The organism is Nanhaiella sioensis (assembly GCF_046557775.1).
GTDB classification, from domain to species: Bacteria; Bacillota; Bacilli; order Bacillales; family SM2101; genus Nanhaiella; species Nanhaiella sioensis.
The window spans coordinates 26,969-43,727 of sequence record NZ_JBKAEG010000001.1 but is presented as its reverse complement, the minus strand read 5'-3'; the positions used below and the strand labels follow the sequence as shown (position 1 = coordinate 43,727).

Genomic DNA, 16,759 nt, shown 5'->3' with positions numbered 1-16,759 from the left:
TATATTTGCTATTTTCTCATTAATGATAGGAATATAATCAGGAAAACATTATACTCAGGCCTTTTCTCCATAGTTAAGCAAATTTAGTAGAGTAGCTAGATTTATTTTTTAAGGGAAAAAGTAGATATCATAATATTTATGAATAACATACAGCCAAGTAAAATTATGCACGTTATGATTGCGTAGGAAAAAATAAAATATAAAAGACTAATATTTCCATCTATTATAAGGAAAGGTGTAAATATGTAATCCGAGAACGCTATGCTAATGAACTCTATAAAAACAAGAACTATGATAAGTGTTGCTAAAATTTTTTTGATTTGTATTTTCATTAGAAAAACCCTCCTTTTTAGCCTTTATATATACAGACGAATAAGATTACAAAAAAGTTGTAATAAAATACAAAAATTTTCTTACAAACTTACTATCGTATACATCCACATATAAATCTGTCATCAGTGACCCTTTGTCACCTTATTAATTCACTCCAATTGAGATAAGCGCTCACAACATTTTTTGATTGAACAACTATTACTAAATCTAATTCCAGAGAGCTTCAATACGCAATGTGCTCAACGAACTTATAAGTTTTCAACCATCTAAGTAGAGGTATGTTCCTTTATACTACGAAACCTGATCATTTATTTAGTGTAAATTGCACTAAAACCTGGAAATTATATTGTTATTGTTATTGAAGTGGATTGAGTGTGTAGAACGACCATATAATATTAATTTGAAGATTTAACCGTAAATAAAAGGAAGGCGACAAGTGAGGGGTGAGGACAAAGAAAAAAGCTAATGTCATCATGACTGGGGTTATGGAAAACAGTCAATAGCTCACTTTACTGAAAGTAAAGCTGTGTGTGTACTGTTTGAATAAGTTCCAACTGTAGTGGCAGGAATGGTTGAAGCTTTAATAATGATATTGACAAGCAATGACAGATGTTTATATACATATTCATAGATGGAATGCTCCGGATGGCTACCTTACTGAAATAATAGGTGCTGCCTTTATTAACTTAGCTGTTATGCTATTACAATGATATAAAGCCTAATTATTACAATGCTATACAGCTGTAATGATAAGAAAGATCGGTTTACATAAGCTATTCAACAAGGACTTAACCCCATTTATGTTTAGTTACTTTAGCTATTTCAGAAATAATGGTTTTTGTGATAATGCTGTGTCATCACTAACAAATGTGCTAGTGATGACTGCAGAAGGATTAACTATTTAGAGGGTTAGAAGGTTGTATACTGTTGCAATTTTGGTAATGATATATTTTAAGAACTTTATTTCCGTTCGATGAAAATTGGCGATAAAGCTTTATGTTAGTGCCTCTGAAGTATTTTTATTTACAATTACCGCTAATGGGGCATGTGAAATTAAAACGTTCAGGAATGCAACCTAAATCAATTATTATCACAGGTCTTTATCTCTCATAACAATCCTTAAGCATTATTAGTCAATCATGGGGTTGAAGGTCAAATTGGTAAAGAACAAATGAACTATTGCAGGTACGATGTCAAGTTAGACATTTGGAAGCATGCTTTCAGCTGCAAACACGTCGACTAAAGTGCCCATTCCTTCTCTAAGCTTGTCGGGAGTCGAGTGAGAAAAATTTAAGCGTAGAGTATTTAGTTCAGGAGAGCTAACATAAAATGGTTTACCTGGTACGTACGCAACACCTTTTTGAATGCAAGCTGTCAATAATTTAGTAGCATCAATGTTCGCAGGGAGAGTTACCCAAAAGAACATGCCACCTTTCGGAATATCATAAGAAATGTTTGGTATATTAGCTGAATCCAACAATTCCAGCATGATTTTCATTCTTTTATGATAAACAGCTCGAATTTGTTTAATATGATTATCAAGATTAAAGTCTGTACAAAGGTGATAGAGTGCTTGTTGAGATAAAGAATTGGAATGAAGATCTGCAGCTTGTTTTGCCTGTGTCATCATCCTTATAATTTGGTGAGGACCTTTAATCCATCCTGTGCGTAATGCTGGTACTACTGTTTTAGAAAAAGTACTTGTATAAACAACCTGAGTCCCGCTCTGGTCCAGTGCTGCAACAGGTAAGTATTCTTGGTCATCGAACTTTATTTGTCCGTAAGGATCATCTTCAAATATAATAACGTTTTTCCTTTTCGCATACTCTAGTAACTTTTGTCTACGTTCCATAGACCATACTCTACCTGTAGGGTTTGAAAATGTTGGTACAACATAAATACATTTCGGCTTATATTTTCTAATTTTATATTCAAGATCATCAGGTAACATGCCGTGCTCATCACTTGAAACAGGCAATATAGTAGCCTCACATGATTTAAAAACTTGAAGAGCTGCTAAGTAAGTTGGATTTTCAGTTAGTATGATGTCACCAGGGTTAAACATTATCCTTGAAAAAAGGTCAATCGCTTGTTGTGAACCAGTCGTTAACAATAATTCATTAGTAGTTGTTACAATTTTTTGTTTTTTCAAAAGCTCAACAATCAAGTCACGTAGTGGAGTAAAGCCTTCGGTAACACCATATTGAAGAGCTTTTTTTCCTGATAAAAATGTTTTTTCGAAAGCATCTTCAACAGCTTTAATAGGAAATAAACTCTCATCAGGTAAACCACCAGCAAAAGAAATTACATCTCCGCTCTCAATGATTTTTAATAGCTCTCGAACTTCTGACCCTTGTAAATGTTGAACTCGTTTAGCAAATCCATATTTCATATTATAGCCACCTTATAAATTATCGAATTTTCAAAAACTTATGATTAATCATATTACGATAATTTAAATTGTCAATAGGATAAACAAAAGTTTATTTTTTTTATAAGATATGGTTGAGAATAGGTTGAGCACTTAATAAATGATGATTGATAGTTTCATAGGGGTAGCATTACTTTACAATTTCTAGAAGTCTTATTCGCAAATGAATCGTAGAAGAAAATCTGCTAACGTTAGTTATATGGCTGTCATCGTACGTCAAAACACTAACATCCAAGTAGTAAGGTGACAAAGTTCTAGTTTTGGATAATTTGTTGAAAATCATTCATTTGCACACATCCAATATGAAATTCAATGTTCTCTTACTTGTAACGAAACACCACCCTTAGTTTTAACTAATGGTGATTTAGGTATTTGTTCAAGGCTGTTTTCGTATTGATTGACTCCTTTTGTCCTAAAATATAAGGTCATATACGCATAGCGTTCGTAGCAAATTGCTCGTGCTACATTCTCTAGTCCCAAAGGAATATAAGCTATATTATTATTGGTAGTTAATCCTTTTCAGGAAATACCGTGTAGCCACGTTTTTCGTTTATTAATATAAGGATAGTCTCAAATTCAGGTGGTCATATACTTAGAATTAGTTGAATAATTAGTATGGAAGTTACTATTCTCAGGAGATTCTTTACGTGATTTGTTGAGAGCCTTGTAGCAACTCTTACAGCTATGAGTCCACCAATTAGTGAACCTGTTGCTAGCAATATCGAGATTTGCCAATCGAAATAACCAGCAAAGAAATAGGTGAAAAATGCGCCAATACAGCTCATAAAGGTCTGAAAACGTGTAAAAGCCACTGCTTTAATATATGACAATCCGTTGTATAAGTGGGTATACATTAATAAGGTAGCCTGTCCTGGTCCAAATAAACCGTCATACACTCCGATGAAGAATAACAGTGGGTGTGTATTTTTCAGAATGATGTTATTCACTACTTTTTCTTGTGGTAGTTTCTTTAGTAAATTCACCACTAACGCAAAACTGAGTAATACAATTGCAATCATCGTCATTTGTTGTTCAGATAATACAGATGCACAAAGTGCCCCTGCAATCCCTCCAAGTAAGGCTAAAGGAACAATAACCACTACTGAAGAGAAAGTAACTTCTTTTTTCCATAACAGCGTATAAAAACTAGAAAATGAACTAAATATATTTGAAAATTTGGCTGCAGCGATAGCTGAATGAATAGGTACACCAAGCAAAAGTAGAGCTGGCATACTGATAAGTCCACCGCTACCAGCCAATGTTCCAATAAATGATGCGCAGATCCCTATTAATATTAGTAAAATCATCATAAATATAAATCCCTCCTTTCATATCTTTTATCATATAACCCATTTATTTATAATTAAAATACGAATTAATGTATACTTAACATAAGTAAAACTTATTGGTTTTTATGTTCTATAAAGGTGTTTTATTTAAAAATGTTTTTAAGAAATAAACACGATCATAACTCCTCTTATGTAAAATGAAGATTGAATAAAATTATTTATCGTGGTATCAATAGCAACAAAGTGTATGAAAAGAACCTTGATAAAAGATAGGGTGCAACTCACATTTTTATGTTGATGAAATATGAGTAGAATACATTTCAATAGTCAGTTTAATAGCAAAATTATTTGACTGGAGGCTAAATGATGAGATATATGTAATCCAAGAGGAAAACTACATTATAACTACATGTAGTGAGAAAACTCCACCTTACGAAAATAATGACATTAATTCAAATGGATATATATACGTTTAACGAGAAAGAAATAATGAGGAAGGCTACTATATTCCATGGGGATTTTATAAATTTTAATAACTAGCAATATAAAACTCTAATGGCCGTAGTAACATACCAACAATGGAAAAAAGTCTAGATAAATATTTAATGGTAACATTGTATAAAAATTAAGTATGCATACCGCCGACGGTTAGCTTTTCCTTATCTACGGTGTTATAATGTTGCTAATGTTAACTCTAAACAATTTAATTCATAATACTTGGTTATTTTTTGACAAATATAATTATTTAATCTAGCAGCAAGGAGTTCGGTTATGAAAACACTTCAAAAAACCGTATTGATCGTAATAGGAACAGTTGCTTTAGTATGTGGTGTCATAGGTATCATATTGCCCTTAATACCGACTACACCTTTTTTATTACTAGCAGGTTTTTGTTATGCTAAATCATCGAGAAAATTATATGATAGGTTAATGAATAATAAAATACTTGGGGAGTATATAAAAAACTATCGGGAGCATAAAGCGATTCCTATGAAACCAAAGATAATAGGGGTCTTGATTATTTGGAGCTCAGTTTTTTATACATTTTTCTTTTTGTCAGCCATAATATATCTTAAAGTTATATTCTTCATTGGTGCAGTTGTAATCACTTATTTAATTTTATCAATTAAAACGTTAAAACGTGACATAACAGCTTAGCGAGGGTGCATTTATGCATCTTTTTTGTTGGTTGTTGCGATATCGCATAAAGATTAATACTGTCATTAAAGAACTTAGACAGGGTTCGTATAATAAAACGGTTTATACTAATAGAGTATGGACAATTATTTTTAGCATAACTTTATTTTTACTATATAAATTAGTCCATGGTAGAGGAGAAAACATAAATGTCATTAACGATAAAAATTAAATATTTTCATAATCAATTACCAAAAATCAATAAAATTGAAGTTGGGGATTGGATTGATTTACGTGCAGCTAAAACTGTAGAAATCCGAAAAGAAGAGTTCTGTTTAATTCCTCTTGGTGTTGCGATGGAACTCCCTGATGGGTACGAAGCGCATGTTGTACCAAGATCAAGTACATTTAAAAATTTTGGTATCATCCAAACAAACTCAATGGGGGTAATCGATGAGTCGTATAAAGGTGATAATGATCAATGGTTTTTCCCAGCGTATGCTCTGAGAGATACTAAGATTGAATTTGGAGATCGGATTTGTCAATTTAGAATGATAAAAAAAATGCAGCATGTGACTTTTAAAGAAGTAGCCGTTCTAAATAATGAAAATAGAGGTGGCCACGGTTCTACAGGAACGAGGTAAATAGATTGAATTTATGGTGGATGTCTAATAATGACATTAAGGATATCACTCTTGATATTTACTGTTTTTATATTGCTTTCAGCCTGTAACAATAATGAAGAATATTTAGCCGAATCAGACTTTATTGGGGAAGTAATAAAATTTAATAATCAATCAATAGAAATGGAAGTTAAACAAGGTGTTTTTTTGAAAAAGGAAACACCGGTAATATTATTCTAAGCTATGGAAAGTCGGTTGGTAAAAGCAGCTTGGAAAAAGGTAAGAAGTTTATAGTATGGATAGATGGTGAAGTTTTAGATAGTAGCCCAATGCAAGCAACCATTGGAAAGATTGAAGTTTTGGATTAATGCATTTTGGTCTATTTAGGCAATGAATATTACGTTAGTTTAGGTGTTACATCTAACGGGTAATTTTGGGACTAGTATAGGCAAACTTCCTATGGAAGCGGTAGATGGGAAAATAAGTCGTCTCAAACAAAGGAAAAAAATAATATTTTTGTACCAACGATGATTAATAAGAATAATTAGCTGTATTTACTTAGTGCTAACAACATTAAATTCACGAAAAAACTGCAATTTTAACATGGGAACTTCTACATAAAAGGAGTTTCTTTTTTTGTTTTAGGCTTTTTTCTTAATAAGATATAAGGGGGTACATCTAGCGTTCGTAGCATCTTTGGATACTTTAAATAGATGCCGGTTGTGAAAACGACTTCTTTATTTTCTAGGTTGGACTATAGCAAAGAATGTTATGATAAGAGCGTTGTTGAAAACAGAATTTCCAAAAAATATTGACATTAAACCCACTTTAAGGTTTAGGATATATGTGTAGATATTCTTATTAAGGAGCGTGATTGGTTATGTTTCGTTGGGATGGAGGCTTCATCATGGTTTCGTGGGAGCGATTTGACGAAGGGGTAAAATGGTACACAACACATATGGGATGGGAGTGTTTAGATCAGGTTCAGACGCCATTGGGAAAAAAAGCTTTTTTGAAAATGCCTAGACAAGGAGTAGTTACGGTAAAATCATTTGATTCCGATATAGACCATTTCATAAATGAAACTGCGGAAGAAGGTAATGTTAGGTTGTGTTTTGAGATTGGCAGTATCGAAAATACACTTAACTATTTTGAACAGCATGGCATTACATACTCAAAACAGGTCAATTTAGTAAATGGTTTGAAAACGTTTGATTTTTATGGGTTTGAAAATGCTCGATTTACAGTTTTTGAAAATCCTACAGAGAAGGATCATTACCCTGATGCTAGACTATTAGGATTTGGTGAGATCAATGCAAGAATCGGTGTCACTGATATAAGCAAAGCTGTTGATTGGTATACGACTCATCTAGGTTTTTTGAAGGTCACTGAACACCCGGAGAAAGGATATGCTCATCTTCAAACGGAAGATGCCTATGACTTCAATGTTCATCAACAAACATTGATGGATAATATTTTTCTAGAAAAAATTGTTGAACCAGTTAGAGGGAATCCAGCAGTACGTACATATTTTGATATTAGACCGGATAAATTTTATGAAACATATAATAGACTCAAAGATCAGCATATGGAATTATCAGAAATTGCTGGGAATCCATTGGAAGGGTGGGGAGGATTCCACTTTTTTGACCCTGATGGAAATCGAATTAACGTTTGGTCGTATCGCATGATGTAACCAGCAAAAAAGTAATAACGAATCAGGTTTCATATATTATGTATGTTACCGTTCTTAACAATTAATATGTTCACCGTTATCATTTCATCTTATAAATTGTTGACAGACGTTTGTTGCGTAAGTTCACACCTCTGCAGATGAGCTTTGGATAGGGTTGTCACTTCATTTGCCGATGTTCAATTTCCTAAGATTATTATATGAAGCAATTGAGCATAAAAGGAAAATGTTGAACATATTCAAAATAACAGCTAGAATAAAAACGTTAATGGAAAATTGAGGTGATTAACATGGAAAGAAACATAGTTTCTATAAGTATTGGGCAACCCAAAAGTTATGTTTGGAATGGAAAAACCGAAGATTCAGGCATAGGGAAACAAATCATTGAGGAAGCGTTTTTAACAACAGAGGGGTTTGTAGGTGATGGAGTAGCTAATCAAAAGTATCATGGTGGACCAGATAGAGCAGTTTGTGTTTATCCATATGAGCATTACTTACAGTTTGAAAAAGAGTTTAATAAATCTATTGAACCACCAGCATTTGGTGAAAATATAACAGTGAGGAATATGCTTGAGAAAGATATTTTTATAGGAGATATATTTGCTCTTGGAGATGCAATTGTTCAAGTTTCACAGGGCAGAATTCCTTGTAATACGATTTCGAAGTTCAACGAAATTGATTCTCTACTATCTAGATTCGTAGAAACAGGGTATACTGGTTATTTCTTTAAGGTCATTAAAGAAGGTGCTGTGAACTGTAACTCAGAGATCAAATTAATCGAGCGTGCACAAAATAACGTGTCCATCTGGTCTGCTAACCAAGTTTTATTTCATGATAAGAAGAATAAAGAAGCTATAGAGGAAATTTTAAAATGTACAGACTTAGCAAATGCATGGAAAGGCAAGGCTGGAAAATTATTAAAAAATCTCACTTAACCATATAATACATACCGTTTATTCATAGAAATCACTTTTCAACTATGAATTAAACGTTATTTTAGGAATACCAGTAATGAAAGATAGCTTGTTAATGATTAATCTGTATCACATGCATAAGGAAAAGAGAAAAAGGTTTCGACACAATAAATCGTATTATGAAGTAATATAAGAAGCCGGCACTATAATATAATGTGGAAAAGAGAATACATAAAAAGCGTGCTTTGATCAATCTTTTATCAAACACGCTTTTTATATTTGTAACTTATTGAGTTATATAAAAAGTGATAAGTAAACTTAATGTCATTACTACAGTTCCATCGAAGAATCGTTAACTATAATGAATTTTACTTAAGTTATTTTAAACTTCAATATTTGATTATGCAATTTATCGGCTAAGGCAGATAAGGATTCTGCGGAACTTGTGATTTCTTCTGTAGTAGCTAACTGTTCTTCAGAAGCTGCAGAACTTTCTTGGTTTGCTAAAACAGATGAATGTGCCATTTCTTCTACAGATTTTGAGCTTGAAACTAATTGCTCATTTGCTTCAGCCATCGTTTGGATAGAACGCATAACCTCGTCTACTTTCGTAGCAACGTCAGATATTAATTGAGATATATTGCCGAATACGTCATTTACTTCTTCTGTTAAGGTAATGCCCTCATTTACCTTGTCTGAACCTTCGCTCATATGTTTTACAGAGCTTCTTGTTTCATTCTGTATCTCATGTAATACTAAAGCAATTTGTGATGCGGATTGCTTTGTTTCTTCTGCTAGTTTCCTTACTTCATCTGCAACAACAGCAAAGCTTTTACCATTTTCTCCTGCTCTTGCCGCTTCGATGGCAGCGTTTAAGGCAAGCAAGTTAGTCTGTTCTGATATATCGGTAATAATATTAATAATATTACTAATCTTATTGGATTTTTGGTCAAGCTGATATATTTGACTTGTGCTGTCAGTTACTATATCAGTGATCATATTCATTTGTTCAACCACTTTTGTAACAATAATAGAGCCATTTTCAGAAGCAGCAGTTGCTTTTTTAGAGATCTCTACCATGTCACTACTGTTAAGTGCTATTTCTAATGTATTGTCAGATACCTTCTTAATCGTTGAAGAAATATTATTAATACCTTGTAGTTGTTTCTCAACACGTTCAGCCGAATGTTGAGCCAGTGTTGCCATTTGTTCAGTAGCTAATGAACTTTGCTCTGTGCTTGCACTTAGTTCTTCAGCTGCTGCTGCGAGTTGATCTCCTGCTTCAGCGGCATTATTAACTAACACTTTTAAATTATCTTGCATTGTGTTGATATCATTTCCTAACAAAAATAATTCATCTTTAGTCTTTATTTTGATGGGTTCACCCGTTAATTCTCCATCAGCAATTTGACTTACACGCATGCTTATCGTTTTTAAAGGATTAGTAATTTTCCTTCCTGCGATTAGTGCGATAACAAAGGAAGTGATTATTGCTATGACTAGACCAATCAATAATAACGTTTTTGTAGATTGGTAAATTTTATTGTTTTGTGATGATAGTTCATTAGCAAGATCTATATTAACCTTCATGAGTTTTCCGACTTTGTCCTCAACTTTGTCGAATTGATCACCACTTAATGCAATTCCTTCACGAGCCTTTTCATATTGACCTTGCATAATAAACTCAGTATTTTCAGAGACTCGTTCTTTAAATAGTTCCCAATCATCTTCTAATTGTTGAAAAATTTCTTTTTCTCCAGCAGTCATTGAATTTTCCTTATAGTATAGTAACATTTGATCAACGGTATCCATACTAATTTTTGCCTTTGCTGTCATTGAACTATCTTCATTGACTAAAGCTTGAAGCATTTGAATTCGCGTGTTACTAGCATACTGTGCAATTCTACCAATTGAAGAGGTAGGTACTAGTCTTTCATCTACTATATGTTTGCCGTTTTCGTTAATATTAGAAATATTAACAACGGCGTAACTCCCCAGTATAATGATGATTATTATTAAAGATGAATATGAAAGTAACAGTTTTGTTTTAATTTTCATCCGTGTCTCCCTTTCTAAAAGTGGTAACGTTAACATTAGTACATTGATTAATTGCTAAATACATAGTCGAGTTAACAAAGCAACCTGTATTTTCTTCAAGCATTTCCATATTAATGCATGTATAGCTGTAAATCAAGATCATTTTTGTGAATTCTTATAGTATTTTTAATAAAGTAGGTGGGTTGGTATTTATTGTCCAATACAAATCCTTTTTAAACAAACTTCGTGAATAGAACCTAAAAAAAGATTGATCGCTATGCCGATCAATCTTTTTTACTATATAAATATACTATGTGTGTAGAAAAAGTAATATTTATTATAAGTAGGGAGAATAAACACTATTGTCATCATTTTAAAAAAAACATAATGTAAGGGAGAATACAGTCATTACAGTCATTGCAGTTATTGTCAATTTATACTAGGCGGAGGCATTTGCATTGCTATTTTGTGTTTGTTTCTTCCAAGTAATTATACGATCCTTCCATGCATAGGCAAAAGTTATGATAAATGCAAACAAATCAGCTAGCGGAAAAGCAAGCCATACGCCTGTTAATCCATACAGACGAGGTAATAATAAAACGAGAGGGATTAAAAATAATACTTGGCGAGCCATTGATAATATGAATGCTGGTTTAGCTTTGCCAAGTGCTTGATAAACACCTCCAATTACCATTTGGAAACCAACTGTGATCATGAGTGCAAATATAATTCTGAGCGCATTTTCACCCATCGTAATTGCCTGAACATCAGATGTGAAAATTGAAATTAATGGTTTAGCAAATGCTAGGACAATTACGAATACTGCAGTTGAAATAATTGTTGTTACTTTAATGGATAACATTACTGTATCGTTCACACGTTCAGGCTGTTTCGCCCCATGGTTATAGCCAACAATAGGTTGCAAGCCTTGAATAACTCCGAACATCGGCATGACAGATAGTGCCATTACCTTATGAATCATTCCGAATACTGCTACCCCAAGCTCACCACCGTAAATAATTAACATCCTATTTACTGCAACAAACATAATACTACCTGCAATTTGTCTAATGAAAGCAGAAGAGCCGATAGTTAAAATGGATCTAATATATGATAGTTTTAGTTTGAGGTGTTTAAATGAAATGCTCAAGCTACTTTTCTTACTTATAAAGAAATAATTAAATATATAAAGCGCTGCAACAACTTGTGAAATAATAGTAGCGATGGCAGCACCTTTGACACCCATATTTAATGTGAAAATAAATATAGGATCAAGGATAATATTTATAATCGATGAAACAATCATTGTTATCATGGCTGTTTTTGCGTTACCTTCTGCGCGTACAATATTGTTCGAAGACATGGCAAATGCAAAAAAGATCATTCCTAATAAAATAATGCTTAAATAATCCATTGCATAAGGAAGGATGGAATCCGTTGCACCGAAAAGTCGTAGTAACGGTTCTAGAAATAAAAGTCCAAGAGTAATTGCTATTAAGTTTAAGCTGAGTAATAAAGCAAGAAAATTACCAAAAACATGATTAGCTTCTTCTTGCTTTTTTTGCCCAAGTTTAATTGATATGACTGCCGAACCACCTATACCAATGGCAGCAGCAATTGAAGACAATATCAATTGCAAAGGAAAGGCTATTGATACGCCAGCAACTCCAAGTGTCCCTACACCTTTAGCTATAAAAATTGTATCAACAACGTTATAAAGCGACATAACTAACATGCCGATCATTGCAGGAATCGATAATTTAGACAAAAGTTTGGGTATTGGTTCGGTACCTAAGATTTCACTTCTATTATTCATGCATATTCCCCCATTTGTAATTTATTAGCTTCCTAACTATTTGTAAATATTTTTTTTCAACCATCATCCTTATAGTGGCAATAATATAATTAACATTAACCAATGTGGTTAATGTTAATGAACAAGTCAGATATGGATATTTGGTAGATGATATCTAAGAGGGGAGTCAAGATTATACTCTCTTTAGTCATTTGCTTCCTTGCAAGTATTTCTTTTCAACTTCTTTAACCAAGATACCATAAGGGCCTTTTCCTCTGGTGAAAATCCACTTGTAAGCTCATTTTCTAATTCGACAATAATATTCCATAACTGCTCAATCTTTTCAGACCCCTGGTTAGTTAAATAGAGTCTTTTTAAACGTCCGTCTTTACTGTCACATTTTCTTGTCACAAGTTTTTTATTCTCAAGTTGTTCAATTAACCCTGTCAATGAGGAAGGTTTAATTTGCAAAGCATCAAGTAGCTCTGACTGTGATAAGCCTTCCTTTTCTTTTAGATGATAAAGGACGCGGTATTGTGCGATCGTTACTCCGTGCTGCTCTAATTTGTTATTCTGTATATTTGTAAGTGTTCTAGCAACTACTTTTAAGTTGAAACCAACATGGTTGAGATAATCATCCATTTAGTTAGCCTCCTAATTATTATAATATAAAATATACACCTAATTTTGTCGCAGTGCAACAGGAATGCTTAGGAAAATATTAGTATGATACTTTAAAATTATTTAGGGTACGTAAAAATCATAATAAATCGTATAATAGATGTTATAATAAAGTGCAAAAAATAGAAGGTGGATTTATATTTATTAATGCATAATTGAAAGGCTCTTTTTGAACGGCACGGTGGATTTACATGCAGCTGAGAGCATCCACTTTTAAACTAGGTATCGATTTTAATAGAAAAAATGTATGAATGGGAATAGTGCTTCATAAAGCTTGGGGAGGAGATGGAATTGATGAAAACAAATATTATTCAGCAAAATCATAGTATCACTTATATAGGGTTTTTCCTTCTTTCTATCATATCATTGATATCTCTGCGTAAATTTAGAAAAATCGAGAGCAAAAGACTTGAAATGAAAGAAAAAATAGCTGAATTTCATGGGGGAATTTAAGTTAATTTTAAAGAGTGTTGGAGGTTGCTACCTATGAAGGTGGTGGTTTTTCTACCAGGAGATTAGTGGCTTAAGTCATTTTGTGACTGTCCTTGGACGATTTCATGTTTCAATCAATCCCGTGCCATCATTGTCATATTTTGTCACACATGATGATGGCACGGATCGTAATTGTTTCTTCTGAATATACAAACTATGCTTATTGATATGATTTATTAATGGTTAATATGGTTCGTTGATAGATAATATTATTGAGGTTATGAAATAATGGAGTTATTGTGAACGATTTCCAACTCTTTAAATGCCATCTCCATCTCACTATTACAAGCTGGGCAAGTAGTTTGATCTTTACTTCTAAAATTATCTCGTACCCAACAATTACACAACTCAGATGAGCATACCCATATTTTTGTTTCTTCTGTTTCAATTTCTTTGATAACCTTTTTGCCAAATACCATCCAATCAACCTCCTAAGTGATGTAACAAGAGAAGCCATCCGATTTTGGATAGCTACATTTGTTCAGGAAACGATTTACTTAAAAACAATTCGTCCAAAATTTAATATATGCAATTTTTAATAAAACATTCATGAAAAATAAACAAGTGATTTACCTTGAAGTAATCGAGATTACCTTTAATACTTGTACATTACTTTAATTTTTATTATTTTGCAAATTTTACAATGCTTTTGAAATTATTTATAATTAATATTTAATGTCAGTCAGAGCATATAGTGCATTTCCAATAGAAATAAACTAAAGTCGGACAAAAAGGAGAGCATTGTTAGTGAAGACAAAGTTTTCGAGATCAAAGAAATCGGCAGCAATGGTTGGCATGATTGTAGCTATGAGTATTTTTGGATCTATTGGATTTGTAGCTGCAAAAACTGGACTTCATGCGTTTGAATTAGTTTTTGTGCGATGTGTTTTTGCTTCAATTTTTTTAGGCGTATTTTGGTTATTAACAGGAAAATTCGCTTCGGAAAAGTGGAACAAACATGAAGTAAAACAAATTATTTTTTGTGGTCTTATATTAGTGCTAAATTGGGTGTTTCTTTTTAAAGCATTCGAGATGATGCCTGTTACTGTTGCTGTATCAATTTATTATTTAGCCCCTGTGATTGTTTTACTGCTTGGTAGTCTTTTTTATAAAGAAAAGTTAACTGTTGTGACTGTTTTAACGATAAGCGTCTGCTTTCTAGGAACAATGCTCGTTTCGGGTTTAGGAACTAATACACCATTTGGCGAATTACTTTCATCTGGTCTCATTTGGGCATTTTTAGCAGCTGTGTTATATGCTTTTCTTACTCTATTAAGCAAAAACATTCGCCAATTAAGTTCATATGCAGTGACTGTCATTCAAACAACACTCGGCGCGATTTTGTTATTACCTTTTGTTAATTTTGAAGCGTTTATGGGGTTAGAAACAAGTAATTGGATTGCTGTAACACTCATTGGATCTCTCCATACAGGTGTTGTCTATTTTTTGTTTTTTGGAAGTGTGAGACATCTATCAGCAGGTTTAATATCAGCGTTAGTTTTTTTAGATCCAATTGTAGCCATTTTACTCGATACAATGATTACAGGTTTTCGACCTAGCTTTCTACAAGTGATTGGAATTGTGCTTACATTTATCGGCATGGCGATTACTTTAATGTTGTCACAAAATAAACGATCTGTAAAGGTGGATGAGTCTGCAGCATCATAACAAATTTCGTAGTTCAAACATTAAAAAGACAAATAATAGCAACGAGGAAAACCACATGGGTTATATTGATGCCCATGTGGTTTTAAAAAAGTAGTTACTTGATGCTATTAAACTACTGAACTATTTAATTGTTTCAATAATATCACGGGCAATCCATACACCACATGCACCAGCTTGAGCAAGACCACGAGTGATACCAGCCCCATCACCACCAACATAAAGTCCATCTATTTCTGATTCAAACTTATTATTAAGATTCGGTCGTGCTGAATAAAACTTTGCTTCAACTCCGTAAAAAAGTGTATGTTCAGATGCAAGACCAGGAGTAACGTGGTTAAGTGCTTCTGTCATCTCTATTAAACTTTTCATCGTGTTATAAGGTAATACAAGACCTAAATCTCCAGGTACGGCCTCTTTTAAAGTTGGTTCTAAAAACCCTTCCTTCATTCTTTTTTCAGTTGAGCGGCGACCTTTTAAGATATCACCATACTTTTGAACGATAATCCCGCCGTTTGATAAACGGTTTGCTAATCTAGATACTTCGTGTGCAAACTCATTTGGTTGATCAAATGGTTCAGCAAATTTATGTGATACGAGTAGAGCGAAGTTAGTATTGCTACTTCCTAAGTTAGGATCTTTGTACGAATGTCCATTAGCTAGCATGATCCCTGAATGGTTTTCGACAACAACATGACCAGATGGATTACTACAAAACGTCCGAACGGTTGTTCCTACAGAAGAATTGAATACAAATTTACCCTCATATAAATGTGTATTAATTTCCTCCATAACTATATCTGATGTCTCAACCCGAACACCGATATCTACTTGGTTATTTATCATGTTGAGTCGTCGTTTTCTAAATATATTTGATAGCCACGCGGAACCGTCACGTCCAGGAACAATAACAACTTTTTTTGATGTTATAATTTCACCGTCCGTAAGTTCGATTCCTTTCACCGTATGATGACCGTCACTCTTCTCTGTAATGATATCGGCAACTTCAGTTTTAAATTTCATCTCTATTTTTCTTTTTAAGTATTCATAAATACTTTGTAGTATTTGAAGGTTTTGTTCTGTTCCAAGGTGACGAACTTGAGCACGTAATAATTTTAAACCTGCTGCATAACCTCTTTTTTCAATGTCACGAACCTTGGAAGTTAATGGGTCTGTAATTGTTTCTGTAGCTCCGTGTTGTAAGTTAATTTGATCAACATATTTTATAAGATCTACAACTTCAGAATTAGGCAGGTAATCTGTCATCCATCCACCAAATTCACTTGTAATATTAAATTTTCCATCAGAGTATGCTCCTGCTCCACCGAACCCGTTTGTTATTGAACATGCTGGTAAACAACCTGAAAAATCTTTCTTTCCAGCTGGTGGAGGGCATTTTTGGATTTTTTTCTCTAGAATTGGACAATGTCTACGGTATATATCGTGACCTTTATCTATTAATAGGACATTGGCATGAGGCATTTTTAAGGAAATTTCATAACTAGTAAAAATACCAGCTGGTCCTGCACCGACAATAATTACATCATAATCAAAATTCATGAGAAATCCTCCATTGACTTTATATTGTGAATTTACAAATATTATTTTTTTTGCTCTAACCAGAGGATAATATAACAATTATTTAAATAGATGTCAACTAAATCACGAA

Annotated in this window: 15 protein-coding genes; 8 read left to right on the top strand and 7 right to left on the bottom strand. The window is 33.2% G+C overall.

Annotated features, from left to right (window positions below; translation table 11 throughout):
- Nucleotides 1-1,531 precede the first annotated feature (1,531 nt).
- Nucleotides 1,532-2,725, bottom strand: a complete 1,194-nt coding sequence (locus V1503_RS00230; protein WP_320257285.1) for an aminotransferase-like domain-containing protein — start codon at nucleotides 2,723-2,725, stop codon at nucleotides 1,532-1,534.
- 623 nt (nucleotides 2,726-3,348) lie between these two features.
- On the bottom strand, nucleotides 3,349-4,074 hold the full coding sequence (locus V1503_RS00225) for a sulfite exporter TauE/SafE family protein (protein WP_410623896.1): 726 nt from the start codon (nucleotides 4,072-4,074) through the stop codon (nucleotides 3,349-3,351).
- A 750-nt stretch (nucleotides 4,075-4,824) separates the two neighbouring features.
- Between V1503_RS00225 and V1503_RS00220 the strand changes: the two genes are divergently transcribed.
- From V1503_RS00220 to V1503_RS00195, 6 genes are all read left to right on the top strand, one after another.
- Nucleotides 4,825-5,211, top strand: coding sequence for a YbaN family protein (locus tag V1503_RS00220; protein WP_410623894.1), 387 nt, complete (start codon nucleotides 4,825-4,827; stop codon nucleotides 5,209-5,211).
- A 188-nt stretch (nucleotides 5,212-5,399) separates the two neighbouring features.
- Nucleotides 5,400-5,834: a dUTP diphosphatase gene (locus V1503_RS00215; RefSeq protein WP_410623892.1), complete on the top strand. Its 435-nt coding sequence runs from the start codon at nucleotides 5,400-5,402 to the stop codon at nucleotides 5,832-5,834.
- A 30-nt stretch (nucleotides 5,835-5,864) separates the two neighbouring features.
- The gene (locus V1503_RS00210) at nucleotides 5,865-6,053 is read left to right on the top strand and encodes a hypothetical protein (protein WP_410623890.1); all 189 of its coding nucleotides are present in this window, start codon (nucleotides 5,865-5,867) and stop codon (nucleotides 6,051-6,053) included.
- Nucleotides 6,044-6,181 carry a DUF3221 domain-containing protein gene (locus V1503_RS00205; protein ID WP_410629357.1) on the top strand — a complete coding sequence of 46 codons (138 nt, stop codon included), beginning with the start codon at nucleotides 6,044-6,046 and terminating at the stop codon, nucleotides 6,179-6,181. Before V1503_RS00210 ends, V1503_RS00205 begins: the two co-directional genes overlap by 10 nt.
- A gap of 539 nt (nucleotides 6,182-6,720) precedes the next feature.
- Nucleotides 6,721-7,509 carry a VOC family protein gene (locus V1503_RS00200; RefSeq protein ID WP_410623888.1) on the top strand — a complete coding sequence of 263 codons (789 nt, stop codon included), beginning with the start codon at nucleotides 6,721-6,723 and terminating at the stop codon, nucleotides 7,507-7,509.
- A gap of 287 nt (nucleotides 7,510-7,796) precedes the next feature.
- Nucleotides 7,797-8,441 (top strand): MOSC domain-containing protein, encoded by a 645-nt coding sequence (locus tag V1503_RS00195; RefSeq protein ID WP_214482346.1) that lies wholly within the window; start codon nucleotides 7,797-7,799, stop codon nucleotides 8,439-8,441.
- A 351-nt stretch (nucleotides 8,442-8,792) separates the two neighbouring features.
- Here the strand turns inward: V1503_RS00195 and V1503_RS25130 are convergent, their stop codons facing one another.
- The 3 genes from V1503_RS25130 to V1503_RS00175 form a co-directional block, all read right to left on the bottom strand.
- A complete protein-coding gene (locus V1503_RS25130) occupies nucleotides 8,793-10,478 on the bottom strand; it encodes a methyl-accepting chemotaxis protein (protein ID WP_496113354.1) in 1,686 nt (561 codons plus the stop codon).
- Nucleotides 10,479-10,896: 418 nt separating this feature from the next.
- Nucleotides 10,897-12,273: an MATE family efflux transporter gene (locus tag V1503_RS00180; protein WP_410623885.1), complete on the bottom strand. Its 1,377-nt coding sequence runs from the start codon at nucleotides 12,271-12,273 to the stop codon at nucleotides 10,897-10,899.
- Nucleotides 12,274-12,456: 183 nt separating this feature from the next.
- Nucleotides 12,457-12,894: a MarR family winged helix-turn-helix transcriptional regulator gene (locus tag V1503_RS00175; protein WP_410623883.1), complete on the bottom strand. Its 438-nt coding sequence runs from the start codon at nucleotides 12,892-12,894 to the stop codon at nucleotides 12,457-12,459.
- Between the two features lie 333 nt (nucleotides 12,895-13,227).
- On the opposite strand from V1503_RS00175, the gene V1503_RS00170 reads away from it, so the two are divergent.
- On the top strand, nucleotides 13,228-13,386 hold the full coding sequence (locus V1503_RS00170) for an LPXTG cell wall anchor domain-containing protein (protein WP_410623881.1): 159 nt from the start codon (nucleotides 13,228-13,230) through the stop codon (nucleotides 13,384-13,386).
- A 257-nt stretch (nucleotides 13,387-13,643) separates the two neighbouring features.
- Here the strand turns inward: V1503_RS00170 and V1503_RS00165 are convergent, their stop codons facing one another.
- The gene (locus V1503_RS00165; RefSeq protein WP_320210574.1) at nucleotides 13,644-13,844 is read right to left on the bottom strand and encodes a cold-inducible protein YdjO-related protein; all 201 of its coding nucleotides are present in this window, start codon (nucleotides 13,842-13,844) and stop codon (nucleotides 13,644-13,646) included.
- Nucleotides 13,845-14,211: 367 nt separating this feature from the next.
- Between V1503_RS00165 and V1503_RS00160 the strand changes: the two genes are divergently transcribed.
- Entirely contained in the window at nucleotides 14,212-15,093 is an 882-nt protein-coding gene (locus tag V1503_RS00160; RefSeq protein ID WP_410629355.1) for a DMT family transporter, read from the top strand.
- A gap of 120 nt (nucleotides 15,094-15,213) precedes the next feature.
- Here the strand turns inward: V1503_RS00160 and V1503_RS00155 are convergent, their stop codons facing one another.
- Nucleotides 15,214-16,650: an NAD(P)/FAD-dependent oxidoreductase gene (locus V1503_RS00155; protein ID WP_410623879.1), complete on the bottom strand. Its 1,437-nt coding sequence runs from the start codon at nucleotides 16,648-16,650 to the stop codon at nucleotides 15,214-15,216.
- Nucleotides 16,651-16,759: the final 109 nt, after the last annotated feature.